This window comes from Mesorhizobium waitakense (assembly GCF_056431085.1).
In genome coordinates this window covers 26,447-47,121 of sequence record NZ_JBWKME010000100.1, presented here as the reverse complement: position 1 = coordinate 47,121, position 20,675 = coordinate 26,447, and the positions used below count along the sequence as shown (strand labels likewise).

Annotated in this window: 23 protein-coding genes; 7 read left to right on the top strand and 16 right to left on the bottom strand. The window is 64.3% G+C overall.

Going from position 1 to position 20,675, the window contains the following annotated elements:
* Window positions 1–184 precede the first annotated feature (184 nt).
* From fliP to AC07FD_RS21145, 14 genes are all read right to left on the bottom strand, one after another.
* Window positions 185–916 (bottom strand): flagellar type III secretion system pore protein FliP, encoded by a 732-nt coding sequence (fliP, locus tag AC07FD_RS21210; RefSeq protein WP_478351417.1) that lies wholly within the window; start codon window positions 914–916, stop codon window positions 185–187.
* Window positions 913–1,407, bottom strand: a complete 495-nt coding sequence (locus AC07FD_RS21205) for a flagellar basal body-associated FliL family protein (RefSeq protein ID WP_478351416.1) — start codon at window positions 1,405–1,407, stop codon at window positions 913–915. The genes fliP and AC07FD_RS21205 overlap by 4 nt, the downstream gene beginning before the upstream one ends.
* Before the next feature lie 19 nt (window positions 1,408–1,426).
* The gene (gene flgH, locus AC07FD_RS21200; RefSeq protein WP_478351415.1) at window positions 1,427–2,134 is read right to left on the bottom strand and encodes a flagellar basal body L-ring protein FlgH; all 708 of its coding nucleotides are present in this window, start codon (window positions 2,132–2,134) and stop codon (window positions 1,427–1,429) included.
* A complete protein-coding gene (locus AC07FD_RS21195) occupies window positions 2,131–2,715 on the bottom strand; it encodes a MotE family protein (RefSeq protein WP_478351414.1) in 585 nt (194 codons plus the stop codon). Before AC07FD_RS21195 ends, flgH begins: the two co-directional genes overlap by 4 nt.
* 3 nt (window positions 2,716–2,718) lie before the next feature.
* A complete protein-coding gene (locus tag AC07FD_RS21190) occupies window positions 2,719–3,960 on the bottom strand; it encodes a flagellar basal body P-ring protein FlgI (protein WP_457151594.1) in 1,242 nt (413 codons plus the stop codon).
* The gene (gene flgA, locus AC07FD_RS21185) at window positions 3,957–4,481 is read right to left on the bottom strand and encodes a flagellar basal body P-ring formation chaperone FlgA (RefSeq protein WP_478351413.1); all 525 of its coding nucleotides are present in this window, start codon (window positions 4,479–4,481) and stop codon (window positions 3,957–3,959) included. Before flgA ends, AC07FD_RS21190 begins: the two co-directional genes overlap by 4 nt.
* 5 nt (window positions 4,482–4,486) lie before the next feature.
* Window positions 4,487–5,275 carry a flagellar basal-body rod protein FlgG gene (gene flgG, locus AC07FD_RS21180; RefSeq protein ID WP_095084509.1) on the bottom strand — a complete coding sequence of 263 codons (789 nt, stop codon included), beginning with the start codon at window positions 5,273–5,275 and terminating at the stop codon, window positions 4,487–4,489.
* Between the two features lie 11 nt (window positions 5,276–5,286).
* The gene (gene fliE / locus AC07FD_RS21175; protein WP_477414211.1) at window positions 5,287–5,613 is read right to left on the bottom strand and encodes a flagellar hook-basal body complex protein FliE; all 327 of its coding nucleotides are present in this window, start codon (window positions 5,611–5,613) and stop codon (window positions 5,287–5,289) included.
* Window positions 5,613–6,029 (bottom strand): flagellar basal body rod protein FlgC, encoded by a 417-nt coding sequence (flgC, locus tag AC07FD_RS21170; RefSeq protein ID WP_095084507.1) that lies wholly within the window; start codon window positions 6,027–6,029, stop codon window positions 5,613–5,615. Before flgC ends, fliE begins: the two co-directional genes overlap by 1 nt.
* A gap of 2 nt (window positions 6,030–6,031) precedes the next feature.
* Window positions 6,032–6,412, bottom strand: a complete 381-nt coding sequence (gene flgB, locus AC07FD_RS21165; protein ID WP_095084506.1) for a flagellar basal body rod protein FlgB — start codon at window positions 6,410–6,412, stop codon at window positions 6,032–6,034.
* 84 nt (window positions 6,413–6,496) lie between these two features.
* The gene (locus tag AC07FD_RS21160) at window positions 6,497–7,366 is read right to left on the bottom strand and encodes a hypothetical protein (protein WP_478351412.1); all 870 of its coding nucleotides are present in this window, start codon (window positions 7,364–7,366) and stop codon (window positions 6,497–6,499) included.
* Complete coding sequence (gene fliI, locus AC07FD_RS21155; RefSeq protein ID WP_478351411.1) at window positions 7,347–8,765, bottom strand: flagellar protein export ATPase FliI; 1,419 nt, start codon at window positions 8,763–8,765, stop codon at window positions 7,347–7,349. The genes AC07FD_RS21160 and fliI overlap by 20 nt, the downstream gene beginning before the upstream one ends.
* Window positions 8,766–8,768: 3 nt before the next feature.
* Window positions 8,769–9,491, bottom strand: coding sequence for a flagellar basal-body rod protein FlgF (gene flgF, locus AC07FD_RS21150; RefSeq protein ID WP_477395422.1), 723 nt, complete (start codon window positions 9,489–9,491; stop codon window positions 8,769–8,771).
* Between the two features lie 7 nt (window positions 9,492–9,498).
* On the bottom strand, window positions 9,499–10,620 hold the full coding sequence (locus tag AC07FD_RS21145; RefSeq protein WP_478351410.1) for a DUF1217 domain-containing protein: 1,122 nt from the start codon (window positions 10,618–10,620) through the stop codon (window positions 9,499–9,501).
* Between the two features lie 147 nt (window positions 10,621–10,767).
* On the opposite strand from AC07FD_RS21145, the gene motA reads away from it, so the two are divergent.
* From motA to AC07FD_RS21115, 6 genes are read left to right on the top strand one after another with little or no spacing between them, the layout of a single operon-like run.
* A complete protein-coding gene (gene motA / locus AC07FD_RS21140) occupies window positions 10,768–11,643 on the top strand; it encodes a flagellar motor stator protein MotA (RefSeq protein WP_095084502.1) in 876 nt (291 codons plus the stop codon).
* Between the two features lie 32 nt (window positions 11,644–11,675).
* On the top strand, window positions 11,676–12,623 hold the full coding sequence (locus AC07FD_RS21135) for a FliM/FliN family flagellar motor switch protein (protein ID WP_477306662.1): 948 nt from the start codon (window positions 11,676–11,678) through the stop codon (window positions 12,621–12,623).
* A 17-nt stretch (window positions 12,624–12,640) separates the two neighbouring features.
* Window positions 12,641–13,027, top strand: a complete 387-nt coding sequence (fliN, locus tag AC07FD_RS21130) for a flagellar motor switch protein FliN (RefSeq protein WP_184876493.1) — start codon at window positions 12,641–12,643, stop codon at window positions 13,025–13,027.
* Window positions 13,028–13,070: 43 nt separating this feature from the next.
* Window positions 13,071–14,081, top strand: a complete 1,011-nt coding sequence (locus AC07FD_RS21125; RefSeq protein ID WP_478351409.1) for a flagellar motor switch protein FliG — start codon at window positions 13,071–13,073, stop codon at window positions 14,079–14,081.
* A gap of 9 nt (window positions 14,082–14,090) precedes the next feature.
* A complete protein-coding gene (flhB, locus tag AC07FD_RS21120; RefSeq protein ID WP_478351408.1) occupies window positions 14,091–15,173 on the top strand; it encodes a flagellar biosynthesis protein FlhB in 1,083 nt (360 codons plus the stop codon).
* Window positions 15,170–15,607, top strand: coding sequence for a hypothetical protein (locus AC07FD_RS21115; RefSeq protein WP_457151606.1), 438 nt, complete (start codon window positions 15,170–15,172; stop codon window positions 15,605–15,607). Before flhB ends, AC07FD_RS21115 begins: the two co-directional genes overlap by 4 nt.
* 146 nt (window positions 15,608–15,753) lie before the next feature.
* Here the strand turns inward: AC07FD_RS21115 and AC07FD_RS21110 are convergent, their stop codons facing one another.
* Together AC07FD_RS21110 and AC07FD_RS21105 are read right to left on the bottom strand one after the other, a co-directional pair.
* Entirely contained in the window at window positions 15,754–16,524 is a 771-nt protein-coding gene (locus AC07FD_RS21110; RefSeq protein ID WP_478351407.1) for a helix-turn-helix transcriptional regulator, read from the bottom strand.
* Window positions 16,521–17,231 (bottom strand): helix-turn-helix transcriptional regulator, encoded by a 711-nt coding sequence (locus AC07FD_RS21105; RefSeq protein ID WP_477228060.1) that lies wholly within the window; start codon window positions 17,229–17,231, stop codon window positions 16,521–16,523. The genes AC07FD_RS21110 and AC07FD_RS21105 overlap by 4 nt, the downstream gene beginning before the upstream one ends.
* Window positions 17,232–17,737: 506 nt before the next feature.
* Between AC07FD_RS21105 and AC07FD_RS21100 the strand changes: the two genes are divergently transcribed.
* The gene (locus tag AC07FD_RS21100; RefSeq protein WP_478351406.1) at window positions 17,738–20,647 is read left to right on the top strand and encodes a M16 family metallopeptidase; all 2,910 of its coding nucleotides are present in this window, start codon (window positions 17,738–17,740) and stop codon (window positions 20,645–20,647) included.
* The last annotated feature ends 28 nt before the right edge of the window (window positions 20,648–20,675 follow it).

Genomic DNA, 20,675 nt, shown 5'->3' with positions numbered 1-20,675 from the left:
CCCGGTATGACGGTGCGGCATCATGCCAATGATCTCGAAATCGATCACCCGCCATCTGCGAGCGAATATGCGGGCAAGTCCCTACCAAAGGGCTAAACCGGACGGTTAATCGAAAATATATTGCTTGAATTTTGCGCTGGAGAAGCGCGATAGCGACCAGCCGCCAGGGGTCAGCTGCCAGCGCTCAGTTGAAGGAGCGCACAAGGCTGCCGACAAGAAGATTCCAGCCGTCGATCAGGACGAAGAACAGGATCTTGAACGGGAGCGACACCACCGTCGGCGGCAGCATCATCATGCCCATCGCCATGGTGATGGTGGCGACGATCAGGTCGATGACCAGGAATGGCAGCACGATCAGGAAGCCGATCTCGAAGCCGCGCCGGATTTCCGAGATCATGAAGGCGGGCACCAGGATGCGCAGGTCGACGGTGTCGCGCGAAACGGTCTGGCCGCGCTCGCGGGCGAGATCGGCGAAGAGGTCGAAATCCTTGTCGCGCACATTGCGCAGCATGAAGGTGCGGAATGGATCCGAAATCTTGTCGAAGGCTACGGTCTGGGTGATCTGGTTGTCCATCAGCGGCTTGACGCCGGTGTTCCAGGCCTGATCGAAGGTCGGCGCCATGACATAGAAGGTCATGAACAGCGACAGTGAAATGAGAATGAGGTTGGCGGGCGTCGACTGCAGGCCGATGCCGGCGCGCAGGATCGAGAAGGCGATGACGAAACGGGTGAAGCTCGTCACCATGATCAGCAAGCCCGGCGCCACCGACAGCACCGTCAGCAGGCCGAACATCTGGATGATGTAGCCGACGGTGGTGCCATCGGCCTTGCCGATGCCGCCGAGATCGAGTTGCTGGGCCGCCGCGATGGAGGTGGCGGCGGCGATCATCGCCGTGGCGAGAAGGAACTTTCTCATTCGAGCAGCAATGTCCTGATAAGAATCTGCTTGGCGTGACCCTGGCTGCGGATCGAGGCGCGTTCCTCGATATCGGCCTTCAGGTGCTGGTAGCCGCTGGCGCCCTCGATCTGATGCATCTTCAAGGTGCGCACCAGGGCCAGAAGGTCCTGGTGGATGTCATCCGACATGGACTGGGGCTGCGGCCCGTCATAGACGACGGACGCTTCCATTCTGATCCAGGTATCGGCAGGCGAGGCGATGTTGGTGGTGATCGGCGCGAGCACGACAAGCGTCGGCCCCACGCCCGGCTCACCGGCCGCGGCGGGCTGTGCGGTCTTGCCTTCGTTCTCGGGCGCGACCGGCACCGAGGCCGGTGCCCCGACGCCCTTGAGATAGCCGCCGGACATCCAGCCCATGCCGATGGCGGCGGCGGTCACAACCAGCAGCATGATGGCCTGGATGGCAAGGGAGGGACCCTTGCGCGGCTGGATCTGTTCGACGTTTGCCACGGTGCCGCGTTCCCCAATCCTAGAACGGAAGAACCTGGTCGAGAATCTGCTGGCCGTAGGCAGGTTGCTGGACCTCGGTGATGCGGCCGCGCCCGCCGTAGGAGATGCGCGCTTCGGCGATGCGTTCGTAGGGAATGGTGTTCTCGGCGCCGATATCGGCCGGCCGCACGATACCGGCGAGGGTCAGCACCCTGAGCTCGGCGTTGACGCGCACTTCCTGGGACCCCGTGATCATCAAATTGCCGTTCGGCAGGACATCGGTGACGATGGCCGCGACATTGAGTTCAAGCGTTTCCGAGCGCTTGATCTCACCGTCGGCCGTCGTGTCCGTGGTGGAGCTGAGAGCGCCGGCGCCCTTGCCGGCGGTGCTCCACTTGTCCCATTGCGCGCTGAGGTCGTAGCCGAGCTTGCGGTTGGCGGTGCGGCTCCTGTCGTTCTGGTTCTTGAAGTTGGCCCTGTCGTTGATCTTGATCTTGACGGTCAGGATGTCGCCCTGCGACAGCGCCCGCGGGTCGGTGAACAGCCGGCTCTGGCGGTCATCCCACAACGAGAATTTCCTGACCGGCGCCGGCGGCGTTTGCGGATAGCGATAGAGGGACGAGGTGTTGCCGCCATCGATGCCGGAGCCGACCGGGGACAAAGCCGGCTCCTTGCCGACCTCCTTCAGGTTGGTTCCGCAACCGGACAGCCCGGCGACCGCGCACACGACGAGCATCTTGCGGATCATGACGGATCTACCCTTCGGGCTGCGCTGGCCATGATGCCGGTGAGCGTTGCCGCCGCCTTCTGGTCCATTTCGTTGAGGATGACGCTCGCCTTGCGTGAATCGAGCTTCATCAGTATGGCCGCCGCCAGGTCGGCGTTGACGATGGCCAGCCGCTCGGCGGCGGCGTCAGGCTTCATGCCGGCATAGATCTGGACGACGCCGTCTTCGGCCCTGGCCAGGAAAACCTCGCGCCGCTTCAGCCAGGTCTCGTATTCGGCCCGCTTCTCCTCCAGCGCCTTCATGCGCTGGTCGATGCCGGCCTGCAGCTGCTTCATCTCTTCCGCCTGCAAGGCATAGCGGCGGTCGCGTGCAGCGTCGGCGATGTTGGAGCAGAAGCGCTCGATCTCGCTTTGATCCGGCGCCTTTTCCCATGTCAATTGCTGCGGTGGCTCGGCCGCCGGCGCGCCCGGCAAGACCTGGCGAACCGTTTCCTCGCCGCGCGCCGTGCTGGCGGCAAAGGACATGGCGACAACACTGGCCGCGAAAAGGATTGCGGCGGCGCGGCGTCTTTCGTGGCGTGAGAGGGAGCGCGTCATCGGCATCGCCTATTGCAGAACCAGGTCGGCCTGCAGGGCGCCGGCCGACTTGATGCCCTGCAGAATGGCAATGATTCCGTCCGGCTTGACGCCGAGACGGTTGAGGCCGGAAACGAGCGTTTCGAGATCGGGTCCGTCAAGTACGGCGACGCGGGCATCGGGCCGGCTGGCGTCGATGGCGGTGAACGGCTCAACGGCCGTCTCGCCCCTGGAGAAAGGCTCGGGCTGGACGATGCGCGGCGCTTCGGTGATGCGCACGGTGAGCGTACCGTGGCTGATGGCGACCCGCGAGATCTTGACGTCGTTGCCGATGACGATGGTGCCGGTGCGCTCGTCGATGACGACGCGGGCCGGCGTGTCGGATTCGACCACCAGGTTTTCGATCTCGGCATAGAAGCGGGCCGCCGAAACACCCTTCGGCCTCCTGATCTGCACGGTGCGGGAATCGCGCTCGGCCGCAACCCGCGCGCCGAAGCGCTGGCTGGTGTAGTCGTTGATGGCGTCGGCGATGCGAATGGCGGTCGAGAAATCGGGGTTGCGCAATTGCAGGGTCAGCGTCGCCTGATCGTCGAACTCGGCCTGGACCGCGCGCTCGACGATGGCGCCGTTCGGCACACGGCCGGAAGTCGGCACGCCTTGCGTCAGCTGCTCCGCCTGTCCCTTGGCGGTGAAGCCGGAAACGATGACCGAGCCCTGGCCGACGGCATAGATCTCGCCGTCAGCCGCCTTCAAAGGCGTCATGATCAGCGTGCCGCCGGCGAGCGAGGTGGCGTCGCCCATCGAGGAGACGTCGATGTCGATGCGGGCGCCCGACTGCACGTAGGGCGGCATGTTGGCGGTGACGATGACGGCGGCGACATTCTTGGCGCGTGCGCTGCCGCCCTCGGTGGCGATGCCGAGATTTTCGAGCATGGCGCGGATCGATTGTTCGGTGAACGGAGAGTTGCGCAGGCTGTCGCCCGACCCGGCAAGCCCGATGACCAGGCCGTAGCCGACCAGTTGGTTGTCGCGCGAACTCTGCAGCTGGGCGATGTCCTTGATGCGCGAGGCGACCTGGCCCGGCGGCAGCGAACTCGGCCCCGACGAAACCCGGAACATGCGGCTGGTGGTGGCCGGATTGTATTCGGGATCGTCGTAGACGCCGCCATTCTTGGCGGCGAGCTCGCGCTTGGCCTTGGGCGTCAGGCCGTCGGCCAGCGCCGGCTGCAGGCCGAGCACGGCTGCCAGGATCAGAGCAAGTCCGCGCGTCATGAAGCGCTGACCTGGATGGTCCCATCCGCCATCACCGTGCCGGACAGGATCTTGCCGCTGTCGACGTTGCGGACCTTGACAAGGTCGCCGGCGGAACCCGGCTGCAACGTCACCGCGGTGGCCGAGATCGTCAATCCGCCGGCGATGAAGAAGACCTGCACGGACGCACCCTGTTCGACCAGCCAGGCCTCACGGACGGCGGCGGAGGGGATGTAGCGGCCCGGAAGAAGCGTGCGCTTGGCGACCTTGCCGTCGAGTTCCTCGGCCCGGGTGGCGACCGCGTCCGGCTTGTGCTTGCCGCCGATCAGGGTCACGCGCTTGAGCGCGCCAAGCTCGATGGTCTCGCCGGGATAGATAACCCGGTTGGGGATCAACACAACCTCGCCGGCAGGTTGGTTGCTGGCGATCTGAGTGGCCGATTTATCTGCCGATTCCTGGGCGAAAGCCGGCATGCAGCCGGCCACCAGCGCAAGGACAAGCGCGGTGCGGCGGAATGCGGAGCAGGAGATCGGCATGGCCATCATCCCTACCTGATGTTCTTGGAAACGACCGAGGCCATGTCGTCGGCGGCCTGGATGACCTTGGAGTTCATTTCATAGGCGCGCTGCGCCGAGATCAGCTCGGTGATTTCCTTGACCGGGTCGACGTTGGAGGCCTCGAGATAGCCCTGCTGGATGGTGGCAAAGCCGGGATCGCCCGGCACGCCGACATTCGCCGGCCCGGAAGCCGTGGTTTCCTGGAACAGATTGTCGCCGAGCGGGGCGAGACCCGCCTCGTTGGCGAAATTGGCGATCTGGATCTGGCCGAGGTTCTGCAGGTCAGCCTGGCCATCGATGCGGGCGAAGACCTGTCCGGTCTTGTTGACGATAACCTCAACGGCGTCGGTGGGAACGGTGATTGCCGGAATGACACTGGCACCGTCCACCGTCACCAGCTGTCCGGTGGCGTTGGTGTTGAGGGCGCCGGCGCGGCTGTAGAGCGTGCCGCCGTCGGCGCCTTCGATCTGGAACCAGCCCCTGCCGGTCAGCGCCAGGTCGAAACTGTTGCCGGTGCTGGTCAGTTCGCCCTGGGTGTGGACGTTGCGCACGGCCGTCGTCTTGACGCCGAGGCCGATCGAGACGCCCTCCGGCACCAGCGAGGTATTGGAGCGGTTGGGCACGCCCTGCGTGCGGTCGACCTGGTACAGCAGGTCGGAGAATTCGGCGCGTGCGCGCTTGTAGCCGGTGGTGTTGATGTTGGCGATGTTGTTGGCGATGACTTCCAGGTTTGTCTGCTGGGCATTCATGCCAGTGGCGGCGATGGCGAGTGCTTTCATGGCGGAGTTCCTCAGATGCCCATTCGACTGACTTCGAGATAGGCGGAAACCACCTTGTCGCGGATGGCGACGGCGGTCTGAAGCGCCTGCTGCGCGCTCATCACGGCGTCGACCACCTGACGGGTGTCGGCGTCGCCCTTGAGCGCCTGCACCGATACCTGCTCGGCATTCTCCATCGTGCTGACGGTCTTGGAGGCCGCCTGGCTCAGCGCCTCGGCGAAGGAGGTGCCGATATTGCCGCCGGCCGAGGGTGTCGCGCCGCCCTGGAGCAGGCTTGTCACCGTGTCGTCGCCGCCGACCGAGGATTTGAACTGAAGGGCTCCGATGCCGCTGATCATTACTGGTTCCTCATCAGGTCTATGGTCATGGAAATCAGGTCGCGCGCCTGCTTGACGACCTGGAGATTGGCTTCGTAGGAACGGTTGGCCTCGGTCATGTCGGCCATTTCGATCAGCACGTTGACGTTGGGCATCTTGACATAGCCCTTGTCGTCGGCGGCCTCGTTGCCGGGTTGGAACTCGACGGGAAAGTCGCTTGGATCGCGATCGATCGAGTTCACTTCGACCGTCGAGCTGCCGGAGGTCCGGTCGAGCTCGGAGACGAAGCTGATGGTCTTGCGGCGATAGGGATCGGACCCTGGCGTTGTGCCGGTGGACTGGGCGTTGGCCAGGTTTTCCGAAACCACACGCAAGCGCTCCGATTGGGCGCCGAGGCCGGATGCTGCGACTTTGAGAGCTGAGATCAGCGCGTCCATGGTCAGCTCTTCACCGCCATCATCATCATCGAATGGAACGCCTTGACGATCGCCGTGTTGAGCTCGAAGGAGCGGCGCACTTCGCCGGCCTTCATCAGCTGATCTTCCAGCACGACCGAGTTCTTGGACGGCATGACAACGCCGTCATCTTCCTGCGGCTTGACGGTGAAGCCGGCATTGGTCGCGGCGTTGCCGAGATGGCCGGCCTGCGTGGCCTGCAGCGACACCGCGGTGCGGTCGAGCACTTTTTCGAACGGCTCGACATCGTTTGCCGTGTAGCCCGGCGTGTTGGCGTTGGCGATGTTGCCGGCAATAGCGGACTGGCGCACGGCAAGCCATTGCGCTTGCTTGGCGGCGAGATCGAAAAGGGAAACGGGCTCCATGGGAATCTCCGGGCGGGTTCCCGAAGACTAGGCCGCCAGTCTTGCGCGGACCTTGCGGATGGCCGGACGCCCGAGACGGGGGCGTTACCTGGAGAGTTCGATCACCTGGTCGGTGCTGGTGACTATAACCCATTTGCCGTTGCGCTGCTCGATGGAAGACACTTGGCTGGAGTCGGGCAATATCGAGCCCCGCTGGACGATCCATAGTCCGGCATCGTCCTCGATCATGGCGCGGCCGTTGGCGACATGAACCATGCGGAATTTCGCGGCGTCGGCCGGGAAGGGTTGCTCGTCGGGCGCGGGCGCGGGATTGGCGTCATCCTGCACCGTTCCCGTGGCAAACAGATCGAGATTGGCCGCCGGAACGTCCTTTACCGTCAGCGGCGCGCTGCGTTCGGCGACCACGCCGCCGCCCGCCCGTCCCGAATTGGTGCCGGTGCCGCCGAACTTGATCGCCTGGACGCCAAACTGTTCCTGGTTGAAGAAGATGTACCAGGGAAACAGGGCGCAGATCAGCCCTAGTGTGAGGCCGAGCGCGGCAACGACGAAATCGCTGCGGCGGTCGGACTGTTTTTTTAGCCTGGGAAACTGTGCCTTTGGCGGCTGTGGCCATTCGGTGCGGGGGAACAGGCCGTCGATCAGCGACTCGCGGCTGGCTTGGGTCATCTCGCCAGCCTCCGCCTGGGGATCCCTGGGCAGGGCGAGCTCAGCAGCCTTGGACCGAACAGGCTCGGCTTTGGCAGCCCTCGGCAGGATTGGCTTGGCAGCCCTGGGCAGGATTGGCTTGGCGGCCCGGGCTAGAACAGCCTCGGCTTTCGCAGCTATGGCGCGGGCAGCCTTTGCCTTGGCAAATCTGGCTTCGTCAGCCCTGGCTTGTTCCGCAGCGTTGGCCTCCGCGATCATCTCGCGCAGGATACGCTCGGTGTACTGGCGTTCAGTCTCCTGCATCGGCATTCAGCTTACCCTTGAGGTGACGGGCGAGATCGGAGAACGGTTCGGCGGACGGACGATCCTTGGGCGATTGGGTCAGCGCCTCGTAGATCAGCGGCACCTGGCGCACGGCAATATCGAGCTCGGCGTCGACGCCGCCCTGATAGGCGCCCAGCAAACGGATGTCGCGCGTGTCCTCGAAGCGGGCGATCATCGACTTCAGCCTCGTCACCAGCGCGCGCTGCTCGGCGCTCCAGGCCTTGCCGGCAAGACGCGATATGGACGACAGCGGATTGACCGGCGGATAGCGGCCCTGTTCGGCGATCGCACGGTCGAGCACGACATGGCCGTCAAGGATGCCGCGCACGGAGTCGGCGACCGGGTCGTTGTGGTCGTCGCCGTCGACCAGCACGGAAATGATGGCGGTGATCGATCCCCTGCCTTCAACCCCGGGGCCTTCGGCGCCCGGTCCGGCGCGCTCGAGCAGCTTGGGCAGTTCGGTGAACACCGAAGCGGGATAGCCGCGGGCGACCGGCGGCTCGCCGGTTCCCGTCGCCACCTCGCGCAAGGCATGGGCGAAGCGGGTGATTGAATCCAGCACCAGAAGCACGCGGTGGCCCTGGTCGCGAAAATGCTCGGCGACGCGCATGGCGGTGTCCGGTGCACGCCGGCGCATCATGGCGCTCTCGTCGCTGGTGGCGACGACGGCGACGGTCTTGGCCATGCTGTCGCCGATCGTGTCCTCGAGGAATTCACGGACTTCACGGCCGCGTTCGCCGATCAGCGCCACGACCACGGTGTCGAAGGCGTCGGCGCCGGCAAGCATGGCGAGCAGCGTCGATTTGCCGACGCCGGAGCCGGCAAAGACACCGAGGCGCTGGCCGAAACAAAGCGGCGTGAAGATGTCGATGACCTTGACGCCGGTTATGAAGGCGGTGCCGACACGCTGCCGCGCCATGGCGCCGGGCGTGGTCCGTGTGCCGCTCGGCGTGTCGTCACCCCTGACGAGGGAGGGGCCGGCATCGATCGCCCTGGTGAGCGCGTCGATGGTGCGGCCGCGCCATGAGGCGTGCGGCGCCACCGCGAGCGGACCGCGGCGGAACACGGCATCCCCGATGCCGGCATCGGCGCTGCGCTCGAAGGGTGCCACGACGACCTCGTCACGGGTGATCTTGACGATCTCGCCACGGCGCGCGCCGGCATGGCCGCGCTGTTCGACGATGTCGCCCAGCCTGGCGAAGTCGGAAAGGCCGCGCACCTTGTAGTGCGTGGACGTGACTTCGACGACGCGGCCGCCGCGCTTGAGCAGCGCTTCGGTGCCGGCGAATCGTCGCCATACCCGTTCCAGCGCGGCAAGCCGGTCTTCCGGAGCCGGCTGTAGCTGTCTTTCGGGTGCGCGCAGGGATGGCTGGTCGAGCGACATGGACTATTTCGAGCCGAGCGTCTTGATCGCCTCGTCGGTGGAGGAGTCGGTCTGCCGCATCAGGGCCGCGGTGTTTTCGAAAGCGCGCTGCACCTGGATAAGCCGGGTGATCTCCAGCACCGGATTGACGTTGGATTCTTCGAGAAAACCCTGGGCGATGCCGGTATCGGAGCGATCGGTGACCGGCTCCGGCGTGCGCGCCGGAATGATGCCGGAATTGCCGTAGCGGACGAAATTCTCGCCGGGATCGAAATTGTAGAGGCCGATGGAGCCGACTAGCTGATCGTTCTGGCGCAGCGAACCGTCGGCCCCGGCCTTGGGCGGACCGTTGCGGGGGTCGAGCTGGATCGGCGCACCGCCTGCGTCGAGCACCGGGTGGCCCTCGATCGACATCAGCTCGCCATTTTCGTTCATCGAAAAGCGCCCGTCGCGGGTCATGACCGTGCCGACCGGCGTATCGATGGCGAACCAGGCATCGCCCTGGACGGCGAAATCGAACGGATTTCCGGTCTCGGTCAAGGCGCCGTGCGCGCCGGAAAGATAGGTCTTGCCCGAAGACGCGAAGGATACCGACTTCGGCCCGGTGCCGGAGACGACATCCTCGAATTTCACGCCGGTGGCGCGAAAGCCGATCGTCGAGGCGTTGGCGACGTTGTCGGCGATCGTGTCGAGGCGGCGCTCGAGCGCGATCTGCGAGGAAAGGGCGACGTACAGGCTGTCCCTCATGATGGTCTCAGAACCTCAATTTCTGCATGGCCATCATCAGGTCGGTGGAGATGCCGACCGTGATCGGCTGGGAAAACAGCACGCTGACCGAACTGACCGCCGATGAGGTCGGGTTGTTTATCTCGTACATGCTGGTGAAGCGGGTCAGGAACTTGCCGAGTTTCTCGGGGTCGGAGAAATCCGAGATGTCGAGTTTCTGCTCGAACAGCTGCGCCTGCTTGTCGATGTTGGCGGTGGCGAAGGAATCGGGCAGCCCGAGCGCGGTGCGCACTACGCTGGCAAGGGCGGTGTCGGCCAGCACGTCGTACCAACTGGTGATGGTGGGCGCCTTGCGATCGAAATAAAGCGCCAGCCGCACACCCTGGTTGGTGTTGCCGGCATCCTCTTCGAGCGTTTGGCGCATGTACTTGTCGACGGTCGGCTGCTGCGCCGAAACGATGGTGGTGGCGTTCTCGCCATTGGCTTCGAAATTGAAGGCCGAGGCGAGTGCTACGTAGGTCTTGTCCGTCATCTTGTTGGCGACGCTGTCGGGGTCGCGGACGCCGCCCTGCAGAACCCGCTTGATGAGATCCTTGTCCTGCGTCGCCGCGTCGAGGCCGAATGACGCGAGCGCGTAGGTGTAGAGCCGGTTGTTCGACATCAGGTCGTCGATCGACTTCACCTTGGTGATGTTGGCGAGATAATATGTCGTCTCGCCCTTCACATAGTCGGAGTTCGGATCGAGGCCTGCGATTGCCGCCTGCGTGGCGTAGTTCTTGGTCACCATCTGCTGCGTCTTGTTGTAGATGGTCGCATCGGCGCCGTTGGCGGCGAAGTTGAAGGCGCTGACGAACTCGGCGTAGCGCTTGTCGGTCAACTTGTTGGCAAAGCTGTTGGGATCGGAGACGCCTTCCTTCAACGCCTTGACCATGAAGGCCTTGGCGTAGTCCATGTCCTCGAGGCCGTAGGCCTTCATGGCATATTTGAACAACCGGTCATTGTTGACGAAATCGTCGATCGATTTCACCTTGGTGATGTTGGCGAGATAATATTTGGTATCGCGGTCGACCACGGGCTGTTGCTCGATCCTGTCGAGCGACTTCGAGATGTCCTTGGTGATGAGCTGGTAGCTGGTAAAGGTATTAAGCAAAGACGTGCCTCCGGCCGAAGCTATGCCGGCACAATACCTCCACTTCCTTGCGCGAAACTGAATCGGATCCAGCGGCTTGGATTCAAGCCTCACACAAGGCACGGGGGCTATCCCTTGCTTCCGACGTGAAATGCGGAAGGACCTGTTGTGGGCATTCTGATTGGACTGGTGGTAACGCTCGGCTGCGTGCTTGGCGGCTTCATGGCCATGGGCGGCCATCTTCATGTGCTGGTCCAGCCGTGGGAAGCCGTGGTCATCTGCGGCGCTGCGTTCGGCACGTTTCTGGTCGCCAATCCGATGAAGACGGTCAAGGATACCGGCAAGGCCATCCTCGAGGCGTTCAAGCAGGCGGTGCCGAAGGAGCAGAACTACCTCGAAACGCTCGGCGTGCTGCACAGCCTGATGCGCGAGCTGCGCTCAAAATCGCGCAGCGAGGTCGAGGCGCATATCGACAATCCGGAGGAATCGGCGATCTTCCAGGCCTTTCCGACCGTGCTCAAGAACCACGATTTGATGAATTTCATCTGCGATTACTGCCGCATCATCATCATCGGCAATGCCCGCTCGCACGAGATCGAGGCGCTGATGGACGAGGAAATCCAGACCATCAAGTCCGACAAGATGAAGGCTTATCACGCGATGGTGGCGGTCGGCGACGGCCTGCCCGCGCTCGGCATCGTCGCCGCCGTGCTTGGCGTGGTCAAGGCGATGGGCGCGCTCGACCAGTCGCCGGAAATCCTCGGCGGCCTGATTGGCGCGGCCCTGGTCGGCACCTTCCTCGGCATCTTCCTGTCCTATGCGGTGGTCGGGCCGGTCGCCACCAAGATCAAGACCGTGCGCGAGAAGAACAACCGCCTCTACATCATCGTCAAGCAGACGCTGCTGGCCTACATGAACGGCGCACTGCCGCAGGTGGCGATCGAGTTTGGCCGCAAGACCATCTCGTCCTATGAGCGGCCAACGATCGACGCCGTCGAGCAGAGCACGATGAACACCGGCACCGCCGAGAAGAAGGCTGCCTGAACGATGCGCCAGAGATCGGTCCCAGCATTGTCATGACAAGCCCGGGAAGCCCCTCGGAAGCGCGTTCGCTGATCATCGAGCGCCTGGTCGGCGACAGCGGCGAGGCCGCCCAGGTCATCGGCACCGGCCGGGGCATGGCCGAGCGCGCCGCGCCGCTGCTGCAGAAGAGCCTGACCAGTGAGCTTGGCGTTCCGGTAACCGTCGATCTCAGGGCCGTCGAGATCAGCCGCGTCGCGGAGGCGCGCTCGCATGCCGGCGATACGTTTGCCATGACCATCGTCGCATCAGCCACGTCGTCCGATGCCATGACCGTGGTGATCGATGCGCCGGCGATCGCGATCACGGTCTGCACACTGTTCGGCGGCGACCCGGAGATGCCGGCATCGCCTATCGAGCGCGATCTGTCGCAGATCGAGGTCGATGTCTCGACCATGGTGTTCCAGCAGGTCGCACAGGCCCTGAACGGATCCGGACGGCGCTCGCTCGATCTGCGCCTGCCCGTGTCGCGGGCGATGTCGGGCACCGAAGCAAAACGGCACGTGCTGCGCGACGGCGCTGCAGTCCGCATCGTCTTTGGCATCTCGACGCCGGCCGATAGCGGCACCGTCACGGTGACGATGCCGCAGCGTATCGTGCTGGCCAGCCGCGATAGCGCCGCCGGTGTCAGCCAGGACGATCACAGCGCCAGCTGGCGCGCGCGCTTTTCGGAAGAAGTGATGCGATCGACGGTGGCACTAGAGGCCACCATGCCGCTTGCACGACTGACACTCGGCGACCTTGCCGATTTCGAAATCGGCCAGGTCATCGAATTCGAGGAAACGGCACAGTCGCAGGCGCGTCTCAGCGCGCGCGGCAAGACCCTGTTCGTATGCGAGTTCGGCAAACTGGGTCAGAATTACACCGTCCGAATCAGGCATCCCTACGATGCCGGGCAAGATTTTATCGACGGGCTGATGCCGGCTGCCGCCGGACGCGCCTGAGCATTTGGAGACGATTCATGGCCCAGACCAAGGCGGAAGCCGACCTCGACCAGCCCGACGAGCAGCTCGACCGCGCCATCGAAGAATTGCGCGGGGTCCTGCATGAAGAGGAGCAGCGCCCGGATGCGGCGTTCCGGGCCGCTTCCGGTGCCAATTCGAGCGTCATCATGAACATCCCCGTTGATGTCCAGATCATCCTCGGCAGCACCGAGATGCCGGTCTCCGACCTGATGGCGCTGCAGAAAGGTTCGACGGTGGCGCTCAACCGGCGCATCGGCGAACCTGTCGACGTCGTGGTCAACGGCCGCAAGATCGCACGCGGCGAGATCACCGTGCTGGAAAGCGATCCGTCGCGCTTCGGCATCAGGCTGACCGAAATCATCGCCGGCACGAAGGGCGCCTAGACATGGATTGCGGGGCTTGCCGGTGGCAGCGGAGGCGAGAGGCATGACGACGCCGGTGACCTTGACCCGCGCGCAGAAGGCGGCCGCCATATTGGTGGCGATGGGCAAACCGTCGGCCAGCCGTCTCTTGAAATTCTTCAAGCAGGAAGAATTGAAGGCGCTGATCGAGGGCGCCCGGCTGCTGCGGACCATTCCGCAAAGCGATCTCGAGCGCATCGTCGCCGAGTTCGAGGCCGAGTTCACCGAAGGGGCGGGACTGCTCGATTCGGCAGACAGGATGGACACCATCCTCAATGAATCGCTCTCGCCCGAAGAGATGAGCGCGATCATGGGCGACAAGAAATTCGAGGTCGCGCCGGAAGCCCCGCTGCCGATTTGGCCCGAGCTCGAAAAGCTCGAACCGGCGCGGCTTGGCGCCTTCCTGGCCGGCGAGCATCCGCAGACTGCCGCCATGGTGCTGTCGAAGCTGGCGCCGCAAGCGGCGGCGAGCGTGCTCCTGACGCTGACCAAGCCGACGCGCGGCGAGATCATCAAGCGCATGGTGACGATGGCCAATGTTCCGGACGCCGCCACCAGGATCGTCGAAAACCGGCTGCGCAGCAGCGTGCTGACGGAAACCTCGACCAAGGACACTTCGGCCGGGCAGGCGCGCGTCGCCAGCGTTCTCAACGAACTGGACAAGCCGCTGCTCGAGGAGGTCATGCAGGACCTGGAGGCCGCCGGCACGCCCGATCTCGACGGCGTCCGGGCTCGCCTGTTCGCCTTCGACGATTTGCCGCTGCTGACCCAGAAAGCGCGGGTGCTGCTGTTCGACGGGCTGTCGACCGAACTGGTCACGCTGGCCTTGCGCGGCACTTCGGCCGCGCTTGCCGAGGCGGCGCTGTCGGCGATCGGCGCGCGGTCGCGTCGCATGATCGAAGCCGAGCTCGGACAAGGGTCGGAGGGCGTTGCCCTTGCCGACATCATGGCAGCGCGCAAGTCGATCGTGACGACGACGATCCGGCTGTCGCGCGAAGGCGCCTTCGAACTTCCCTCGACCCAGAACGCCGCCTAAGACCGCGACATGCCTGACGCGGTCGACAAGGATTCGAAAACCGAAGAGGCGACGGAAAAGAAGATCCGCGACACCATCGAACAGGGCAAGCTGCCCCATTCGCGGGAAACGGCGCTGCTGGCATCCTTCGTCGCCATACTGGTGTTTACCGTCTTCTACGCCAAGGACGCCATCATCGATCTCGGCATGTTTCTGTCGATGTTCCTGGAGAAGCCGGAAGCCTGGCCGATGGACACCGAGACCGACGTCATCGCGCTCTACAAGATCGTCCTCCTGGAGGTGGGCCGAGCCATCGTCAGCCTGCTGGTGCTGTTGAGCGTTGCCGGTGTCGGCGCCTCGGTGTTCCAGAACATGCCGCAATTCGTCGGCGAGCGGATCCGGCCGCAACTCTCGCGCATCTCGATTGCCAAGGGCTGGAACAGGCTGTTCGGCATTCAGGGTTGGGTCGAGTTCCTGAAGGCTCTCGGCAAGGTCGGTTTCGCCATCGTCGTGCTGAGCTTCACGCTGTCGGAAGACCACCGCAAACTGCTCGCCGGCATGATCACCAACCCGGTCGCCTTCGGCCTCGTCATCCGTGGCATCGCCGTCGACATCCTGGTGGCGATCGTCTTCGTCATGGGGCTGATCGCGGCGGTCGACATCGTCTGGTCGCGCTTCCACTGGAAGCAGGACCTGCGCATGAGCAAGCAGGAGGTCAAGGACGAGTTCAAGCAGTCCGAGGGCGACCCGATCGTCAAGTCGCGGCTGCGCTCGCTGGCGCGCGACCGGGCGCGCAAACGGATGATGACGGCAGTGCCGCGCGCGACGCTGATCATCGCCAACCCGACCCACTTCTCGATTGCGCTGAAATATGTGCGCGACGAGGATTCGGCGCCGATCGTGCTGGCCAAGGGGCAGGATCTGGTGGCGCTGAAAATCCGCGAGATCGCGCGGGAACACAACATCCCGATCTTCGAGGACGTGGCGCTCGCCCGCTCCATGTACAAGCAAGTTTCGGTCGATAATGTGATCCCGTCGCAATTCTATCAGGCCGTCGCCGAACTGGTGCGGGTCGTCTACTCGAAAAAGGCTGAGCGCAGACAGATTTCATGAACCGGCAACCGCACGCAAACTCCCGCGAGATCATCGTCGCCAGCGCCATCGAGCAGGTGGTGGGGGAACTCCGGCTGATCGATGTCGCCGACTACATCGCCTTCATCCGGCTGGAGCATTTCGCCTGCCTGTCGGATCTGGTCGATTCGGCGGTGGAGCTGTTCTTCATGCCGGGTACGCTGCGGCTCGGCCATGGCGGCGAGGCGCATGTCGACTGGAGCGGCAGCCCGCGCATCGTGCTCGATCTGGAGCTGAGGCCGCCGGGTGTCACCGTCTATTTCCAGCTGACGCTGAGCGAGCACGGTGCTTCCGTGGTGGTCAACTATGTCTCGTTCGAGAAGCCGGGCGAAGACCCTGAGCACAACACGGCCCTGCTCGAGGCGGTGATCGAACAGGCGCGCATCCGCAGGGTCGAGCCGCTGGCCTTTCGCTGAACATCGGCCGCTTCCGAGCCTTAAAGCGCATCTCGTCCAAACGGACTCATGCGAGGCGCTTTAAGCCTTTGCTTCTATGCATGTCGTTTTCCAAAACCGGGCCACTTTTGAGCGACATGCATCAGCCGCAAGATCCTCGAATTGCCCTATTCGATAAGCCCCAGCCGCAATGCCTTGGCCACCGCCTGGTTGCGGTTGACCGCGTTGAGCTTCTGGGTGGATTGCGTCAGGTACTGGTTGGCGGTGTGTACCGAAAGCTTCAGCAGCCGTGCGATCTCCTCGCTGGTGTTGCCATTGGCGGTCAGCTTCAGGCATTCGAGCTCGCGCTTGGAAATCGCGCGCATGCGGCCGGTATCGCTTGGGCGCATGAGGGCGACGGCGGCGAACAGTGAAAAGCAGCGGGCATGGATCTCGTAGAGCGCGTCCTGGGGCAGGACGATCTCGGACCCCAGGAAGACGACAAGGCCGCATTGCCCACGCTCGGCATGGACGGGGAAGGCGATGCCGCTCGTGCCAGGCGCCAGCGGTGCCATCTGCTCGGTCCAGGCGAGATTGCCGAACGTCTCCGCCATGGCGGCGATGCCGTCGTCGGTCCACCAGCGCGGTTCCGTCGAGTTGCGGGTGTGGCGCACGATCTCCTCGCCATTGGCGCCTGAAATGAACTTGGTCGCCACCGAAATGCCGGGATAGTCGGAATCGAGGCAAGGCACGAGCCGTGCCCGTTCGGCCGACGGGCTGACGAAGAACAGGCCGAAGGCCGAGGCGTTGATGTCGACGGCGATCCAGCGGCAGCGGCGCACGGCGTCTGGAATGGTGACGGCGTGATGGGTCTCGGAGCCGAGCGAGAAGGCGCCGAACGGGTTGCGCTGCTCGTTGAAAAGGGCTTCGGCAGCCTCCTTGATATCGGCCGGTTTCAAATGATGCCGCTCCTGATCGCCGTGGCGATGGCCATCGCGCGGTTGCTGGCCGCGAATTTCTGGATGGCGTGGGTGATGTAGCTGTTGACGGTGTTGGAGGAGACGCCAAGGATGACGGCGACCTCGTCGGTGGTCTTGCCTTCGGAGACCCAGAACAGGCATTCGCGCTCGCGGTCCGACAGCGGATCCTGCATGGCGGCGGCGGCAATCAGCTGCGGGATGTGCGAGAGCGCATAGCAGCATTTCAGCTGCGCCCTCATCAGTGCCGGCTGGTCGATGCTGCCGGCGGTCGCTGCCGAGAACAAAGCGAACAAGCGCTGGCGGCCGACATTCAGCTTGAGCGAATAGACCTCGGCATGACCGAGCACATCGAGAAGGCGGGCCTCCTCGCCGGTGATCAACCCATCCGTCTCGGGCGCCTGCGATGCCACCAGCGGTCTCGGGCGGATGCCGGGCGCAACGGTGAGCGCGCCTTGTGCAAGCCCGGCGATCAGCCGCTTGCCGATCAGCTCGATGGCGTCGAAAATCCAGTTGGACGAAACGATGCGCGCATCGTTGCGGTCCTGGTCGTGGACAATGGCAACCAGCATGTAGCTGTCGGCGCCGATCTCGGCGGTCAGCTGCATGAAAAAGCTTGTGAGATCACCGCGCGACGTCAGGCGCGAGCCCAATGTATCGGATTGAAGAAGCGCGGCGGGACTGCTCATTCTTGTTGCTTTTGGCCGGAATCGTTTCTGCTGTCCGGATGCTGGGTGCCAGCCGCCGAACCTGAATACGCATTACTTTGACGAAGACACACGCTTGGCGCAGGGCTGCGCCAACCAGACCCGAATCCATTCAGGGAACGCGAAGCCGTCCGCGTCTGGTGCCGGAAAACTCCGGAACAAGAGACTTTGGGTGGTTGCCGCGCCCCCCTAGGACCGGCTGATTCGGGTCTAATCTACCCGCAGTTGAATCTGACATCAAACGCGATTTGACAAAATCGAATCCGGTGGACTCGCATGCGACTCAGAGGCGGGCTCCCAAGCCCTTTCGCCGCCCTTTGGTCATGGAAACGCCGACACGAAAAAGCCAGACGTTGTTGTTAAGTTGGCATATCGAGGGCCGATCGATTCCGATAGGTTTCCGCTGACCGGCAGGGATGGGCGTCCCTTCGGTCGGACTGGGCGAGATGGGCAGCGCTTGTTCGCGGCCATCGGCATGGGGGGTGATCATGAAGCGGGTTTTCCTGGCGTTCACGGTGATGCTTGCGATCTTGATCGGTGCGTGGGCGGTAGCCCCCGCACAGGCCGAGCCTGTTGTCACCTATGCGCTCGACAACGGGCTGCAGGTGGTGCTGGTGCCTGACCATCGGGCGCCGAAGGTGGTGATGAACCTGCGCTACCGCGTCGGTTCGATGAATGAACCCGCCGGCCGCTCGGGTTTCGCGCATCTGTTCGAGCACCTGATGTTTTCCGGCACGCCGGCCTGGCCGAACGTGTTCGGCGCGCATGCCGCGCTCGGCAACGAAATCAATGCCTGGACCACCGAGGACGGCACCGTGTTCTATGTCGACGGGCTGTCGTCGTCGCTGCCGATGATCCTGTCGCTGGAAGCCGACCGCATGGCCAATCTCGGCCGCTCGGTAACGCAGGCCAAGCTCGACCTGCAGCGCTCGGTGGTCAAGAACGAGATGCGCCAGAACGTGCTGGACAAGGCCGGCGCATCCGGCTGGGAGGCCTTCTGGTCAGGGCTGTTCCCGAAGCCGCATCCCTACAGCCGCATGGTCATCGGCTCGGTAGCCGACCTCGATGCCGCGACGCTGGACGACGTGCGCGGTTTCTTCAACACCTATTATTTGCCCAACAATGCGGTGCTGGTGCTGGTAGGCGACCTCAAGGTCGATGACACCAAGGCGCTGATTGCCAACACGTTCGGCCGGGTGCCGCGCGGTGCCGATGTGGCGCGGCCAGCAGTGCCCGAGCCGACGCAGGCGCGGCTCAAGCTGGTGCTCGAGGACCGTGTGCCGAGCCCCGTCGTCGTGGTCGGGTTCAGCGGCCCGGCAGTGCAATCGCCCGACAATGGTGCGCTCAGCATCGCCGCCGAAGTGCTCGGCAATGGCGAGTATGGCTTCCTGCGCAATCGCCTCGTCTCGGAACAGGGCGTCGCCACCTATGCCAGCGCGAGCTGGACCGGCGGATTGCTTGGCGGCCGCTTCACCTTCGAGGCGGGTGCGGCGGCAGGCGTGACGCCCGAAGCGCTCGAAAGCGCGATGAAAGCTGCATTCGCGGATTTCCAGAAAACGCCGCTCGATCCGGCCGATGTCGAACGCGCGCGCAACGGGATATTGCTGGCCACTCGGCTCGGCAGCGAAGCGCTGAAGGATCGCGCCGGCACGGTTTCCTACAACGCCGACATACTCGGCGACGCGCAGAGCGCGCTGGTCGACGATCCGCGTGTCAAGAACGCGAGCGTCGCTGATGTCGAAGCAACGATGAAGCGGCTGCTGAGGCCGGAATATGCCAGCGTGCTGGTGTTGAAACCGGGTCCGCGCGGCGGCTACCCCGACGCGCTGATCGGATCGTCCGGCACGCCGCAGCCATTCACAGCGCCGGAGCGGGCAGCGATCGATATTCCGAAGCACCAGGCCGGCGAGGCGCCTTCGGCGGTGTTGCCTGCCATGGAAACGGCAACGCTGTCGAACGGCATCAAGCTCGTCCACTACACCATGCCGGAAGCGCCGATGGTCTATGTGGCGGCCAGTGCCGACGGCGGCTGGAACAGTGTGCCGGAAGGCAAGGAAGGGCTGCTCGAGCTTGCCGCAAGTATGGCGGCGCGCGGCGCCGGCGAGCGCGGCTCGGCTGACTTCGCCAAAGCGACCAGCGATATCGGCGCCAGCGTCGGCTATCAGGCCGGATACCTGACCACAGCGATGACGCTCGGAGTGCCGCCGGATAAATTGGACCAAGGTGTCGGTCTGCTTGCCGATGCGGTGCTGAAGCCGCGTTTCGACAAGGCCGACTGGAGCGTGCTGATGGCGCAGACCGTCGACTGGCTCAATGGCCGCGAGGCGGACCTGCCGGGCGTTGCCGGCCGCGCGGCCAAGGCGGCGCTGATTCCACAGGTGCCTGACAAGGCCGCGATCGACTGGTCGGCCAAGGCGCTGGCCTCGATCTCGCTCGACGATGCCAGGTCCGCCTTCAACACGGAGTTCACGCCGAAGGCAGTGACGTTCTACAGCGTCGGTCCGATGCCGGTCGCGACGGTGGCGGCAAGCCTTGAAAAGGCGTTCGGCACGTGGGCGGATAACGCCGCCGGCTATGCGGTCGAGCCATCGCCGGCGGCGCATTTCAATGGCGGCCAGAAAGTGCTGCTGGTGCCCGAACCCGGCGCCAGCCAGTCGGCGCTGTTCGTGGCGCGGCCGGCGCCAGGCACCGACGAGGGCGAGCGCGCGGAATCGACCGCGGTCGCCAATCTGCTCGGCGACGATTTCTCCAGCCGGCTGAACTCGGTGATCCGCGAGGAGAAGGGCTATTCCTATGGCGTGTCGAGCTATCTGCTGAGCCCGATGAAAGCCGGTTCCGGACTGGTCGTGGCAACCACCGTCGAGCGGGCCAACACCGGTCCGGCGATCACCGAGATCCTGAAAGGCTTTGCCGGCCTGACCACCTTACCGGTGGCGCAGGACGAGGTCGACCGCACGGTGACGGTCTATCGCCGGGCGTTGGCCGGATCGGCGGAGACTTCGGCAGGGCTGTTCGGTTCGCTGATCGGTGCCGTCGGCTCCGGTTCGACGCTGGAGGACCAGCAGAGCCGGATGACGGCGCGCACCCAGCTGACGCTCGACGCGGTGCAGAAACAGGCGCTGGCACTGTCTTCGCTCGATCCGTCGCTGATCGTGGTGGCGGGCGACTCGGATGTGGTGATGCCGCAGCTTGCCGCGATCGGCCTTAGGAATGTCGAGATCGTCAAGCGCGACGAGGAAGGCGAGCAGACGGCGATGCGGGCGCTTGACCTTTTCGGCGGCAAGCAGCAAGCGCCGCTGTCCGCCTCACCATGGCGGGTCGGCGACGGCGGCACGACGCGGGCGGTGCATTCCTGTGCTTCGGCCAAGGATTGCGGCGCGCAAATCCACGCCGATTGATCGGTTACATGCGCGGCCGCCGGCCGCG